We start from the raw sequence: 13,809 nt of genomic DNA, 5'->3' as shown, positions 1-13,809 counted from the left end.
CCAAAACCGAAAATCATCACCAAAATCGGACCGATATAGATCGGCAGGAAAGCCCAGCCCCCGGTGGCCGCCGAGCCAAAGAAGGTCCAGCTTGTGCAATAGACCGCCATCGACAGGGCATAAATCGTCGGCTTTAATCTCGATGCGCGCCACTTGTCGGCATACTTGTCGCCATAATGGGCAATGGCAAACAACAACCCGATATAGGTCATGGCAACAATAAAGATCAGTCCGCCCTGAAGCATCGACGCAAACGCCCTTGTTATCGCCGCCTGTCCAGGCGGTCACAATTATCTGTTATCGGGGACTATACCACGGCGGGCGAATTGTCTAAAACGGCGCAAATCGTTTTGAGACCAAAGATCAAGGAAAGCGTGGTTCAGATGGCTTCTGATTATGGCTTTTACGCCGGTATCCTGCGGTTCGTCGCAAAAAAGACGGAAACAGATGACGCCGAAATTCGCATCATGATGGGCCATCTGGCCGGGATTGCCGATGCGATTGAACAAAGCGGTCGCTTCATGGTCGAACGCAACAATTGCGAAAGTGCCGCGCGCGCCTTTGCCGGTGTCGCCAAATTCCTGCAGGAACGCATCCTGCCAGAGGCACTAAACGCCGGGAACGAGGGCGCAGTCGAACAGCTTAAATGGGCGATTGAAACATCACTGGTGCTGGCGGCCGAACTGGTGAAACGTGCAGCGAATGAAGAGCTCAAGGATCAGGACAGGTTCACGTTCGATTTGCCCGCCGCCCCGAACGCGCCGACCGTGCACTAAGCCCTTATATGGCGGCAAACAGCAGACAACAAAAAAGGCCGACACCCTAAAGTGCCGGCCTTTTTCATTTAAGATGCCTGATGGCTTAGTACGTGCCGTTGGCAAAAACACTGGCGCGCTGGTTAAGCGCGGTTGCCTCAAATTCCTTGCCGTAGGGCGCGGCTTTCTTGGCGAAATCCATCACGGATGCATAAATGCGACCGGTGAGTTCATTCTTCGCAGCAATTTCTTCAAGCGCTTCTTTGGACGCAGTCGCAAAGGCGTTGATCAGATCGTCATTGAAGTGACGGATCTCGGTACCTTTTTCGAGGATCGCCTGATAGGACTGAATATTGTTGAACGCGAAATCCGACAGGGTCTGTTCGGCATTGGCCTGTGCGGCAACCGCGACGATTTCCTGAAGGTCTTCGGGCAGTTCGGCGAACTTGTCCTTGTTGATAAAGACTTCAATGCCCGAACCCGGTTCGGCAAATGCCGGGGTGTAGTAATATTTGGCAACCGATGCGAGGCCAAAGGCATAATCGTTCCACGGACCAACCCACTCGGCGGCGTCAATCGCACCGGACTGCAAGCTCGGCAGGATGTCGGCAGCCGGGAGAAGCGACGGGGTTGCCCCCAGACGGCGCATGGCTTCGCCACCGATACCGGCATAACGGACCTTGAGGCCCTTAAGGTCCTCAACCGAGTTGATTTCCTTGTTGAACCAGCCGCCTGCCTGAAGGCCTGTGTTGCCAGCCAGGAACGGTTTGACGTTGAACTGGGCATAAAGCTCGTCCCAGAGCGCCTGACCACCGCCAAAACGCAACCAGCCGGAAAGCTCCCAGCCCATCAAACCGAACGGAATGGTGGTGAAGAACGAAACAGCCGGGTCCTTGCCAAACCAGTAATACGGGGTGGAGTGCGCAAGATCGGCAACGCCCTGTTCGACCGCATCCATGCATTCAAGCGCCGGGACCAGTTCACCCGCACCGTAAACGGTGATGTTCAGGCGACCGCCCGACATCTTGTTGACACGTTCGGCAAACAGTTCGCCGTTCGCACCAAGACCTGGTGTTCCTTTCGGCCAGGGCATGACCATGCGCCAGTTGATGGTTTTATTTGCTTTGACGATTGATGGTGCAGCGGCAGTAGCGGCAAATGCGCCTGCGGCAACGCCTGCACCGCCCAGAAACGCGCGACGTTTCATTGTGGGGCTCCCAATATTGGTAAAATTTTGCGTAAAAAGTTCACGAAGATAATTTCGTAACCTTGTTTGGGTCCAAAGTTACGGTTTTTGGCGCAGGCAACAATTAACGATTGCGGGATGCAGCATCGCACTGAGCGCATGACATCGACATTTCGTCGACAAATTTTCAACCATAGAGCCAAACAAAAAGGGACTGCCAGAATGGCAGTCCCTGATCGGGGATCGAACCGAAGGTCCGATAAAGATTTAAAGGCGGGTCTTAGTAGCCCCAGACCTTTGCACGGTGCATCAGACCAGTGGCCTCGAATTCCTTGCCATACCGTGCAGCTTTCTTAACCAGGTCAAGGTAGCTTGCGGCAATCCGGCCAGCGAGGTCATTCTGGCCAGCGATTTCATCAACAGCGGCCTTGGAATGTTTGGCCAGCGCCATGATGACTTCATCGGGGAACTGACGCACCTCAACACCCTTGTCGATCAGCGGCTGATAGGACTGGATGTTGTTAAAGGTGAAGTCGGCAAACGTGTTTTCGGCAATCGCCTGTGCGGCAAAGCGAATGATCGCCTGCAGGTCAGGTGTCAGCGCGTTAAACTTGTCCTTGCCAACAAAGATCTCAAGACCCGGGCCAGGTTCATGGAAGGCCGGGGTGTAGTAGTATTTAGCAACCTGATACAGACCAAACGCCATATCGTTCCACGGGCCAACCCATTCGGCCGCATCAATCGCGCCCGACTGCATCGCCGGCAGGATTTCACCCGGCGGGATCATGGTGGCGTTGGCACCAGCACGGCGCATGGCTTCGCCGCCAAGACCGGCATAGCGCATTTTAAGGCCCTGAAGGTCATCAAGCGAATTGATTTCCTTGTTGAACCAGCCACCGGCCTGCATGCCAGAGTTACCGGCATAGAACGGCACAACATTGAATTCGGCGTATGCTTCTTCCCACAGCTTCTGACCATCGCCAAAGCGGATCCAGCTTGAAAGCTCCCACGCGGTCAGACCGAACGGAATGGTCGAGAAGAAGTTAAGGGCCGGGTTTTTGCCCTGCCAGTAATACGGGGTACCGTGCGCCATTTCAGCCACACCCTGTTCGACCGCATCCATGCATTCGAACGGCGGCACCAGTTCACCCGCACCATAGATGGTGATGTTCAGGCGACCAGCCGACATCTCCTTGACCATGGCGGCGAACTTTTCGGCATTGGTGCCAAGTCCCGGGGTTCCTTTTGGCCATGGCATCACCATGCGCCAATTCAGCGTTTCCTGTGCGGATACAACAGCCGGTGCTGCAACCGAGGCAGCAACCGCACCCGCACCCAGTCCGGCCCCTTTTAGAAACTGACGACGTTTCATTCCGATCCCCTTAAATTCTTGTGTTTTGGTGGTTTTTTGCGCCACCACCAACTTGCGGAGGGGAATTTTGTCTAAAACGAGTGTCCTTTTCCACTATTTTTGCCGAAATCAGGAAATATTTTTTCTTGCCGCTACGGAATGCTGGCCTTCAGTCCGCCAACAGTGTCTTACTACCCAAGGTAGCGATTGTAATCTGCGACGAACTGTTCAACCGTGCCCGCCCCAAGCGGCGTGTTGTAATATTGCTTCCAATAGGCTGCCAGCCCGTTGATGTCGTTGGGATCGGTCGGCATCGCGGCTGGTGCCCGGTAGTAGCGAATACGACAAAGCGCTGTGGCATAGGCCAGGTTGGTTGCCAGTTGTGCGTCCTTGTCGGGCGTGCCGTCTGCTTGTGCTGGCTGCGGGGCAAGAAACCCGTCCACCTTGGCTTTCAGGTCCGCCCGGTAATCAAGATAGTTTTCATAACAATCATGCAAGGTTGCCGGTTCCATCTGGAAAATTCCCAGCGCCGGACCACCGCCGACCTGTTCAATATAATCGCCCAGATGGCTTTCATGGGCGGCTGTGCCCATAATGAGGTTTTCCGCGACATCTGATGCAGGCAATCCAAGGGCCGCGAGAACCGGTTTGACGACAAGGGTGCGAAGCTGCGTGGCATTGATTGGCATAGGAGCCTCCATTCGACCAATGGTATAAGGACCCCTATGACGCAGCAGATTGGGAAATGAGAAATCTTTTCTGTTTTTTCTCTTTTTCCGCGCAATTTAACACATGGAAACAGTATTTTAATTCCATAAAATTACACCATGCTAACCTTTTGGATAGTTAAACTAGACCACTCAGGTCCAACCTAAAGAAACAGCACCTTTTAAGTGTTCACATTGCTTGTTTTTTCTCGGGGGATCAAACGTGGTACATCCTGAACTTAAAAGCCGTCTCGACTTTATCGGACTGGACGAACCAAAGATCAAACAGCTCAAACGTGCGTGGCCAGTGATTGAAAAAAACCTGCCGGGCATGCTTGATCAGTTTTACCAGAAGGTGATGAATAACGCGGCTCTGGCAAAAATTGTCGGTGATCCGTCAAACATTGATCGCCTGAAGAATGCCCAGGCCAAACACTGGGCCAAACTTTTTGACGGCGCATTCGATCAATCCTTTTACGACGACGTGCGCCGCATCGGTAAGGCCCACGAACGGATTGGACTGACGCCCGAAGCATATGTTTCGGCCTATAACTTTATGCTTGGCGAAATCACCGCCGTCCTGTGCAAAAATTTCAATCGTGATTCACAATTGCCGTTGATGATTATCGGGTCGACCAATGCGTTGCTGATCGATGTCGAAATGGCGATTACGGTCTATTACGAAGAAACGCAAAAGACCTATGCCGACAAACTTCAGCAAATGTCCGACGAGTTTGAAAAAACCATCGGAACGGTCGTTTCCGCTGTTTCAAGCTCGGCCGAAGATATGTCGCAGGCATCTGAAACCCTGTTGGCCAGCATGCAGGAAACCCAGGGCGAAGTTGAAAAGGCGCGCGGCGCTGCTGAACTGTCTGCCGATAATGCCACCACCGTTGCCGGTGCGGCGGAAGAACTTGATAGCTCCATTCGCGAAATCTCAAGCCAGGTTTCGCGGGCCTCGACAATTTCCAACGAAGTTGAAGTGTCTGTACAACAAACATCAGACACGATCGAAACTCTCAATGCCGCCGCCGAACAGATCGGCACTGTGGTTGACTTGATTGACAAGATCGCAAGCCAAACCAACCTTCTGGCCCTGAACGCCACGATCGAGGCGGCCCGTGCCGGCGAAGCGGGCAAAGGCTTTGCCGTGGTCGCAAGTGAGGTCAAAAACCTTGCCAATCAGACCGCGAAGGCCACCGGCGATATCACCGCACAGATCAACAATGTGCAGCAAAGCACGGTTGCCGCGGTGAATGCCATTCACGGGGTCGCCGGCCAGATCAGCAACATTGTTGATTCCGTTACCGCGATCTCAGCAGCAGTCGAACAACAGGCCGCCGCCACAACTGAAATCAGTGGCAATATCAACGCGGTGTCTTCGGCCAATCGCGATGTGAACGGCAGCCTGGAAACCGTCAATGGCACCGCACAACGTACCAGCACGGTGGCGCAAAACGTTTCGGACGTCTCGCGCATGCTTAAACAGAATTCCGAAAAACTGCGTTCGGATGTCGATGCATTCATCACGAAGCTGACGTCATAGGACCGAACACCGCCTTCACCCCCCGAGGCCGCGCTGCTTAAGCTCGTTGCTAGCGGTCGCGTGCCTCGGACGGTGTAATGCCAAAGACGCGCTTGAAGGCGGTTGCGAAATTGGCCGGGCTTTTATAGCCCGCCGCCCAGGCGGCCTGCGCAATCGTCAGGCCGTCCTTTTCCATGGCATCGCGGGCCGCGACAAGGCGGCTTTCACGGATGAAATCCTTTACCGTCATGCCATAGGCATCCTTGAAGATGCGCTGCATGCTGGTGACACTGATCCCGATGGCGGCTGCAATGGTCGGAAGGGTTTGTTGTTCCGGGTCACTGGCCAGAATGAAATCACGGATTTCCTGTGCACGATGATGCCGATCCAGCGCATCCGGGCCGGAATTTTTGCCAAGCGTTGCCGTTTGGTCCGTACCGTTCTGAATGGCGGATAGTGCCTCGGCAAAAATCTCCAACCCGCGGCTTTCTTCATAAAGCTCGCGCACAAGCGGATCCGTTGCATGCGGATAGATCAACTGATCAGCAAGTGCGAGTACGCGGCGTGACGGCCGCCAGCTGCGCACAGAAATACCGGCATTGAAAAAATCGGCGATTTCGCGATAGCGGGCCGGTGACTTGCCAAGCTGGCGCAAGACCCAGTCAAACTGTGCCGAAATCATCACCTTGCTGATTTCGCTGCCTTTGTGGATATAACGCCTGACCTTAGAGGGCTGCGGAACTGCCCAGATGAAGCCGACCGGATGATCCCGCGCATCAAGGTCAACCGGCACACCGTCAAACTCGGCCTGCAGCCGTCCCTTCAGCATGATGGCGACCTTTACGGCCGCGCCGACATGATAGTCGGCGATGGCATCCTTCATCTCCATCGTGTCGGAGGTGTGAATATCAAGAAACGACTGCGTATCGCTAAATGACATGCGCCCGCTCATCAACGCGCCGCGACTTGCCAGGGCGTTGCCGAGCTCGCCTGTTTCCTGAATAAGGGTGCCGCGTTTTTCCAGATGGCTCCTGGTAATAGAGTCACGCCGCGTTATCTGCCGGTGTGCTGTTACCCCCACAAACCTCTCCTGCATCATTTTGAAGTCACAAAGCATCTTTGAACATGCAATCGGCGCCGAACGGCGTTTGCAAAGACACGCTGACGATTTCGCAAACATGTCCGGCGATTTGGCAAACATCATTCCTGTTGCATCCCCGCCTGCGAAAATAATATTCACAATCATTCGCATTTGCAATTATATTTCTCAGGGAATGAACATGCCACAGTCACCCTCGCCAACCTCATCGCCCCGGATCAGCGCCCTTTTGCGCACGACCGTTCTTGCCGGTTTTACGCTTGCGGTTTTGCCATCAATCACCTTTGCCCAAGAGGCCAACAACGATGAAACCGTGACCAAGCCCCTCGAAGTCACCGCATCGGCCAAATCGGCCCAGGGCCTTCCCGGAGGCGTTTCGATTGGCCAGGAAGAACTGGATCGTAAAAACCCGCAGACCATGAAGGATGTCTTTTCATCGGACGCGTCGGTTGAAGTCGGCGGGCCGACCGCCATCGTTCAGAAGGTCTATGTGCAGGGTATCGAGAATACCAAGCTCAACGTTCAGGTTGATGGCGCCCGTCAGGTAGATTCAAGCTTCCACCATATCGGAACAGCGATCATTGATCCGGCGATGCTGAAATCGGTTAATGTTGAATCCGGTGTCGCCCCGGCGGATGCCGGGCCACATGCCTTGGGCGGATCAATGTCTTATGAAACACGTGATGCCCGTGACGTCCTTGAGGCCGGTGACACGTTCGGTGGCTGGGGCAAGTTGCAGTACAATTCAAACACCAAGGGCTTTGCCGAATGGCTGACCGTTGCCGGACAGTCAGACGGGTTTGAAGCGTTGGCGTATCTGAAAAACAGCAATCAGGGCAATTACAAAGACGGCGACGGTGATGAGGCGATTGGCACCGCCGATGGCAGCGAAAGCGGACTGGGCAAGTTTGCCTTTACCGGCAATGACGGTGGCCGTTTCGAAGCGTTCGCCAGCCATCTTGAAGATGAAGGTGTCCGCCCGTCCCGCCCGAACTATGCGGTTCTGGCCAACGGCGCAGCGCCGCAATGGTTGTCCTATCGCGATACGTCGGTTGGGGTGAGCTATGTCGATGAAATGCCGTCCGGCCAGTTTGATCCGGAATTCAGCCTGGCATACAGCCGCACGGTTCTGAACATTCCGGCCCTTCAGGGTGGTGCAAACTTCTATCACGTCAAATCCGATATCCAGTCCGTCAACGGCAAGGCCGCCAACAATTTTGAAGTCGATAACGGTGTCATCACCGCCGGGATTGATTTCTATCGCGATGAGGCAACCGGATATCACAACCGATCCCCGCGCAACGGTAGCTATTCGGAAACCTCGACCGATATTGGCGCATTCTCGCAAGCTCGCCTGTCCCTGACCGATCAGTGGCGTGTGTCGTTCGGCGGCCGTGCCGATCAGCAATGGTTCGAAGGCCTGACTGGTGAAGACTTTTCCGAATTCGGACTAAGCGGCAATGCCAACACCGAATATGACCTGACCGAACAGCTGATGGTCTATGGTGGTGCCGGGACGACGTTTGGTGGCCTCCCACTTGGTGAATCGGCAATTTATGAATTCAGTGGCAACTGGAATTATGACGGCTTTGCCCCTTCGCAGTCCTATAACGCAAAGATCGGTTCGCGCCTTGCGCTTGATGACTGGACGCTGGATGGAAACCTTTTCTACAACCTGATCGATGAATCCCACGATCTGTCCAGTGCAACGCGTAACTCGACCGTCGATCTCGACACCCGTGGTGTCAATCTGTCTGCCATGTATTCCTATGGTCCGGGGTTTGCGCGCCTGACCTATTCCCACACCAACGTTAAAACCGACGGCGGCGTCCCGCTGAGCACCGAGGCCTCCTATCAGGGCGTCATTATGGGTGACATGTTCAACTTCGATGCTGGTCATAGCTTTGATAGCTATGGGCTGCGCGTTGGCGGCAATGCGGAATTCGCCCTTGCCGATGACAGCCCCGAAGAACGTGGCAACGAAAAACTCGATAGCTACTTCGTTGCCAATCTCTATGCCGAATGGGTCCCCGGAGTGTTGAACGATGCAGTTACCCTGCGTGTGGATGCGCTGAACATCCTTGATCGCGATTACATCGACCGCGCAACAACCGGTTATGACAGCACGCGCATCAGCGAACCGTTCCACGAACCCGGACGCACTTTCCTGATTTCGGCGAAGGTCGATTTCTAGGACGCGAAGAAACACACTTCAAACCGAAATGGGCGGCACATCAGGTGCTGCCCGTTTTGGCGTTTGAAATGCACGAAAAGACAAACCTTCAGGATAACCTGACATGAAAATTCGCAATCTTCTTGCCCTTGCTGCGGCGACACTGATCTGGAGTGCAAACGCGTCCGCTGGTGAAACGGTCACACTAACTGATATTGCCGGACGTGAAGTCACCGTCGAGGTGCCGGTCAAACACATGATCCTTGGCGAAGGGCGTTTCCTGCCGTCCATCGGTATTCTCGATCCGGAAAATCCGGTGCGCTGGATTGCCGGAATGATGGGCGACTTCAAATCGCTTGATCCGGCATACTTTGCGCAATATCGCGAAAAATTTCCCGAGATTGATGATATTCCGCTGGTTGGTCGTCAGAACGAAGAAACGTTTTCTGTTGAAAAGGCCGTGACAGTCGAACCCGACGTGGCAATTTTTGGCATGTCGGGCGGCCATGGGCCGGGCTCCACCAGCCACGAAGTTCTGTCTGTCATGGGTGCGGCAGACATCCCGGTGGTGCTGATCGATTTTCGGGCCAAGCCGTTTGAAAACACGCCCAAAAGCATCCGTCTTCTCGGCAAGCTGATGGGCAAGGAAGAACAGGCAGAAGCCTTTGTTAAATTCTATGAGGAAAACCTTCGAAAGGTGAGCTCACGCGCCACAGAGATCACCGAAAAACCCAGTGTCTTCCTTGAAAGCCGTGTCGGCCTTGCCGAGAACTGCTGCGAAGCCATGGGCAACGAGATGATCGGCAAGTTCGTTACCCTGGCTGGTGGCGAAAACATCTTTGCCGATACCATTCCCGGCGTGATCAGCCAGATATCGGTCGAACAGGTGATCTTCACCGATCCTGACGTCTATATCACCACGGCCATCGGATCGTCCGGGCTGGATGCGGAAACAAATGCGCGGCGCATTGTTCTGGGTGCAAAGACAAATGCCGATCAGGCACGTGCGTCCTTGGCACGCAGTATGGAACGGACCGGCCTGCCGCTTCTGAGTGCTGTCAAAAACAGGAAGGTCTATTCCGTCTGGCATCACATTTATAACAATCCGATCAATGTGTTTGCCCTGCAGGCGATGGCAAAGTGGCTCCATCCCGACATCTATGCCGACCTTGATCCCGACGCCGAACTGGCAACATTTTTCGAGCACTTTCAGGCGGTTGATCTGAACGGTGTCTACTGGATCGGCCTGAACGACGCGCCGTCGCCATAAGCCGACCCAACCCCGCAAACGCAAACAGAGAGATCGCCAGATGTTTACCACAAAGGGATCGGTCAAAACCGATAAAGCCGCCAAGTATCTTGTCCAGCTGTGCAAGCATTTCGCCCACAAGGTCGAAGTCGATCTGGGCGAAACCACCGGCAATGTGGCATTTCCCATGGGCCCGTGCGTCATTACCGCCCATGAGGACCGACTGACCTTTGACGGGCAGTCACACAAGCCCGAGGGTATCGAGAGCATGAAGGGTGTGATTATCGTCCATCTCGACAAATTCGCCTGGCGAGAAGCACCACTTGATTATCACTGGGAAGACGGCGAAACGCCTGATGCCTAAACGCGCCTTACGCAAACAAAAACGCCAGCCTTCATGGGCTGGCGTTTGTCATTCTAGTGAAGTTGATAGGCGACAGGTACGGTCCAGACGACTTGTTGTTCGGTCATCTCGTCGGGGAATGGCGGGAATTTCCGCACCCGTTCGATCAGGCGTTCGGTTTCGCGATCGAGGATGCTTGATCCGCTTGAACTGACCATGCTGGCCTCAAGCACCGTGCCATCGCGCGCAATGACAAGCCGAATACGATTTTCGCCCTCGATCCGGCGGCGCATGGCACGTTCGGGATATTCGCGGTAGCGCGCCAGAGTTTGAAGAACCGACGCCTGATAATCAACCATCTTGGCCTGGCTTGCCGCACCACCACCGCTGCCAGCCGACGAACTGGCCGCCTGACTTTGGGTGGTTTCACCCGTCGTGCCCTCTGACTTGACCGAGTTGGTCAGCCCGGAGGGCTGTGGCGTTGGCTGGGCGGCTTTTTCGACCGGCTCTGGCGCCTTGGTCGGTTGCGGAGCCTCTGCCTGCTCCACGGGTGGTTTGGGCTTCATACGCACCGGCAGGACCTCTGCCAGTTGCTGTTCGACAACTGGCTCGGGCTCGGGTTCTGGTTCAGGCTCCGGTTCGGCGACTTGTTCAATGACCGGTTCTGGTTCCGGGATGGGTTCTGGCTGTTGCTCGACCACTTCCGTCTCTGGTTCCGGGAGAACTTCCGGTTCAGGCTCTGGCTCCGTCTCGACCACTTCCTCTGGGATCGGTTCAGGCTGGGTTTCCTGTTCCGGATCCGGTTCGACGATTTCTTCGGGCACTTCGGCAGCCATGCTGTCAACCGCGTCGGCACTTTGGGTGTCTGTCTCGGCCTCGCCGGTTTCGGCCTGCCCGGCACCCAGCGAAATGCTGATACTTTGCACGGTCCCTGCCCCGCCCCATCCGGATGGCTGCGGGTCGGGCATGGCAAGCACGATCCCGCCTGTCAGGACAAGACCGGTCAGCCCGGTCGCAATCAAAAGATCAACGCGTTTGGACATGCTATTCCTGACCCGGCTGCATGGCCGTCATCAATTGGACCTTTTCGATGCCAAGTTCCTGAAGGCGCGCCAGAAGGGTTACGACCTTGGCGCCTTCGACTTCGCGGTCGGCCCGGATTTCAACCGGACGACCGATATAATCGGCAGGCAGCATCGACGACAGGCGATCAAGCCCACCCGTCAGGTCATCAATCCCGATTTCTCCATTGCTGCCAAACCACAGGACAATGGTGTCTTCCGGCTGGCCTTCGGCGGTCTGGCTGGCGGGCGGATCAACTTCGAAGGGACCAAGTTTTTGCAGGCTTCCGGCGATCATGAAAAAGATCAAAAGCAGGAAGACGATGTTGATCAAAGGCAACATCGGTTCCTGAACCGGTCCGTCCTCGGCAATCTGGATGCGGCGTTTCATTCAATGAACTCCACATCCGTGACGCCACCGCGGCCCAGCGTATCCATCACTTCGACCAGTCGTTGCAGATTGGCACCATTGATCGGCCGCAGGCGTACCGGTGATCCGTCACGATCACGCAAAAGCGTCGGCGCCAGATTGGACAGCGCAATTGCATTGCCATTGATCGACAGGCCACCATTCACATCGACCTCGACCGTGACCGGTCGGGTATCGCTTTGGCTGGTGGCGCGACCATCGGTGATGCTGACCGACATCTCAAAGCCCTTCCAGTCAAGGAAGCTTGAAGCCAGCATGAAAAAGATCAGCAGGATAAAGACAACATCAATCAGCGGGGTCAGACCGATCATCGGTGAAGAACCGCTGTTGCGTTCGCGCAGCTGCATGGGGCGACTTTCGGAAACGGGTTTTATTCGGCGGCGTGGCGCAGTTCGGAAACGTTTGATGCGCGGCTAAGCGTCTTGCGGGCCAGTTCGCCGCGATTGATCACCAGCGTACAAACATCTTCCATCGTGGCGGCGGCACGGCCAATCACGCCCTGCATCCACATATGAAACGCGGTTGCCGGGATCGCGACCACAAGGCCAATTGCGGTTGTCAGAAGCGCCAGCCAGATACCGCCAGACAGCACAGAGGGATCAATACGGCTGCCGGCCCCTTCCATACGCTGGAAGGCCTCGATCATGCCCATGACAGTGCCGAGCAGCCCCAACAGCGGGCTTAGCACGGCAATGGCCGACATGATCCGCAGGCCACCATTGAGACCGTCGATTTCCTTGCGCGCACGCGATGCAATCAGATCCGATGCTGCTTCACGTTCCTCAGACGAACTTACCGGAAGCATCATGCCTGACAGGGCAATATGCGCGGCCGGATGGCGACGGCGGGCCAGAATTTCGGCCGCCTGCTGCTCGTCACCCGATGACAGGTGACGTTCGACATCCTTTACAAAGCCATCGGCAAAAACACCACGGCGCAGGAAACCGACAAGCTTATAGAAGAACACCATGAGCCCGATCAGCGCCATCGCGGCCAGTACCCAGCCAACCACGCCAGCCCGGTCGACCTGTTCAATCACCGGAAGGCCAACAAAGCCATCCAGCATGCCGGTCGACTGGGTCGTTGCCGTCGCATCAATGGCAAGCCCGGTATTCGGGTCCACCATGACAGAACCGTCCGCATTAAGGTTTCCGGTCGCAGAGTCAGCCCCCACCGGGACGAGTGCGCCATCGGAAGAAAGCGGCGTTTGCGCATCCGAAGGTGCGGCTGAGGAATTCACAGGGTCAGACATGTAACTTTCCCGATCACAAAATTGATCACCACCAGACGTCCTGCTCTGGTGCGTTTGAAACTGATTTGCATTCTTTACAGGAAATAGAATTGCGATGCAATCGCAACCAACAGGCCAAAATACATTTTCATGCTGATCCCCTGCCCCAAACAGGTCATTCAGGGCGGAACAGGGTTTACGTGATCGATCGGGAAATACGATGGCGAAAGCTAGGGCCAAAACCTAGATATGCAAAACCCCCGGAACTTCTGGGTTCCGGGGGTTTTGAATTGGTGAGCCCGACAGGATTCGAACCTGTGGCCAACTGATTAAAAGTCAGTTGCTCTACCAACTGAGCTACGGGCCCTCAACGTTGGTGAGCGGCGTTTTAATGGGCCAGACGGGATCGGTCAACCCCCCTTTTTATGCGAAGATGCACATCAGCCATGAAAAGACGTCAAATGGTGAAAAATACCTGCCAATCGCATGCCCGAATGTGCCTTTGCAGATAGCGAAATATCGCCACTGGCAAGACGGGTTCCAACGTTGGAAAAGATCGCGATATGCAGGGAGAATCCGGACAAATAAAAAGCCCCCGAAACCGGTTGGGTTTCAGGGGCTTATTGGTGAGCCCGACAGGATTCGAACCTGTGGCCAACTGATTAAAAGTCAGTTGCTCTACCAACTGAGCTACGGGCC

At 55.1% G+C, this 13,809-nt stretch carries 14 protein-coding genes and 1 tRNA gene; 5 read left to right on the top strand and 10 right to left on the bottom strand.

Translation table 11 applies throughout. The annotated features are described in order from the left end of the window. Positions 1 to 245: hypothetical protein (locus AC5Q5A_RS11565; protein ID WP_493895358.1), on the bottom strand; the 245-nt coding region annotated here is incomplete at its 3' end. 138 nt (positions 246 to 383) lie between these two features. Here AC5Q5A_RS11565 and AC5Q5A_RS11560 point away from each other — a divergent pair. Beyond that, positions 384 to 776 carry a hypothetical protein gene (locus tag AC5Q5A_RS11560; RefSeq protein ID WP_064782533.1) on the top strand — a complete coding sequence of 131 codons (393 nt, stop codon included), beginning with the start codon at positions 384 to 386 and terminating at the stop codon, positions 774 to 776. Between the two features lie 85 nt (positions 777 to 861). On the opposite strand, the gene AC5Q5A_RS11555 is transcribed toward AC5Q5A_RS11560, so the two are convergent. The 3 genes from AC5Q5A_RS11555 to AC5Q5A_RS11545 all read right to left on the bottom strand — a co-directional run bounded on the left by AC5Q5A_RS11555 (position 862) and on the right by AC5Q5A_RS11545 (position 3,981). Next, the gene (locus tag AC5Q5A_RS11555; protein WP_493895357.1) at positions 862 to 1,962 is read right to left on the bottom strand and encodes a TRAP transporter substrate-binding protein; all 1,101 of its coding nucleotides are present in this window, start codon (positions 1,960 to 1,962) and stop codon (positions 862 to 864) included. 259 nt (positions 1,963 to 2,221) lie between these two features. Further along, positions 2,222 to 3,313 (bottom strand): TRAP transporter substrate-binding protein, encoded by a 1,092-nt coding sequence (locus AC5Q5A_RS11550; protein ID WP_493895356.1) that lies wholly within the window; start codon positions 3,311 to 3,313, stop codon positions 2,222 to 2,224. 170 nt (positions 3,314 to 3,483) lie between these two features. After that, on the bottom strand, positions 3,484 to 3,981 hold the full coding sequence (locus AC5Q5A_RS11545; RefSeq protein WP_493895355.1) for a hypothetical protein: 498 nt from the start codon (positions 3,979 to 3,981) through the stop codon (positions 3,484 to 3,486). Positions 3,982 to 4,222: 241 nt separating this feature from the next. Between AC5Q5A_RS11545 and AC5Q5A_RS11540 the strand changes: the two genes are divergently transcribed. Then, positions 4,223 to 5,545: a globin-coupled sensor protein gene (locus tag AC5Q5A_RS11540; RefSeq protein ID WP_120226304.1), complete on the top strand. Its 1,323-nt coding sequence runs from the start codon at positions 4,223 to 4,225 to the stop codon at positions 5,543 to 5,545. 49 nt (positions 5,546 to 5,594) lie between these two features. Here the strand turns inward: AC5Q5A_RS11540 and AC5Q5A_RS11535 are convergent, their stop codons facing one another. After that, positions 5,595 to 6,605 (bottom strand): helix-turn-helix transcriptional regulator, encoded by a 1,011-nt coding sequence (locus tag AC5Q5A_RS11535; protein WP_493895354.1) that lies wholly within the window; start codon positions 6,603 to 6,605, stop codon positions 5,595 to 5,597. A gap of 199 nt (positions 6,606 to 6,804) precedes the next feature. Here AC5Q5A_RS11535 and AC5Q5A_RS11530 point away from each other — a divergent pair, with 199 nt between their 5' ends. From AC5Q5A_RS11530 to AC5Q5A_RS11520, 3 genes are all read left to right on the top strand, one after another. Then, a complete protein-coding gene (locus AC5Q5A_RS11530) occupies positions 6,805 to 8,817 on the top strand; it encodes a TonB-dependent receptor domain-containing protein (RefSeq protein WP_493895353.1) in 2,013 nt (670 codons plus the stop codon). 103 nt (positions 8,818 to 8,920) lie between these two features. Then, entirely contained in the window at positions 8,921 to 10,066 is a 1,146-nt protein-coding gene (locus AC5Q5A_RS11525) for an ABC transporter substrate-binding protein (protein WP_493895352.1), read from the top strand. A 40-nt stretch (positions 10,067 to 10,106) separates the two neighbouring features. Beyond that, complete coding sequence (locus AC5Q5A_RS11520) at positions 10,107 to 10,409, top strand: DUF2218 domain-containing protein (RefSeq protein WP_064790820.1); 303 nt, start codon at positions 10,107 to 10,109, stop codon at positions 10,407 to 10,409. Positions 10,410 to 10,462: 53 nt separating this feature from the next. On the opposite strand, the gene AC5Q5A_RS11515 is transcribed toward AC5Q5A_RS11520, so the two are convergent. From AC5Q5A_RS11515 to AC5Q5A_RS11495, 5 genes are all read right to left on the bottom strand, one after another. Continuing rightward, positions 10,463 to 11,431, bottom strand: a complete 969-nt coding sequence (locus AC5Q5A_RS11515) for an energy transducer TonB (RefSeq protein ID WP_493895351.1) — start codon at positions 11,429 to 11,431, stop codon at positions 10,463 to 10,465. Between the two features lies 1 nt (position 11,432). Then, positions 11,433 to 11,840 carry an ExbD/TolR family protein gene (locus AC5Q5A_RS11510; protein ID WP_008892304.1) on the bottom strand — a complete coding sequence of 136 codons (408 nt, stop codon included), beginning with the start codon at positions 11,838 to 11,840 and terminating at the stop codon, positions 11,433 to 11,435. Further along, positions 11,837 to 12,226: an ExbD/TolR family protein gene (locus tag AC5Q5A_RS11505; protein ID WP_493895350.1), complete on the bottom strand. Its 390-nt coding sequence runs from the start codon at positions 12,224 to 12,226 to the stop codon at positions 11,837 to 11,839. Before AC5Q5A_RS11505 ends, AC5Q5A_RS11510 begins: the two co-directional genes overlap by 4 nt. A 23-nt stretch (positions 12,227 to 12,249) precedes the next feature. After that, entirely contained in the window at positions 12,250 to 13,131 is an 882-nt protein-coding gene (locus tag AC5Q5A_RS11500; protein WP_493895349.1) for a MotA/TolQ/ExbB proton channel family protein, read from the bottom strand. Positions 13,132 to 13,401: 270 nt separating this feature from the next. Continuing rightward, positions 13,402 to 13,477 (bottom strand) — tRNA-Lys (locus AC5Q5A_RS11495). Between the last annotated feature and the right edge of the window lie 332 nt (positions 13,478 to 13,809).

It is taken from the genome of Thalassospira sp. CA1 (genome assembly GCF_059052855.1).
The sequence above is the reverse complement of the archived record's forward strand: the minus strand, read 5'-3'. Positions and strand labels throughout refer to the sequence as shown.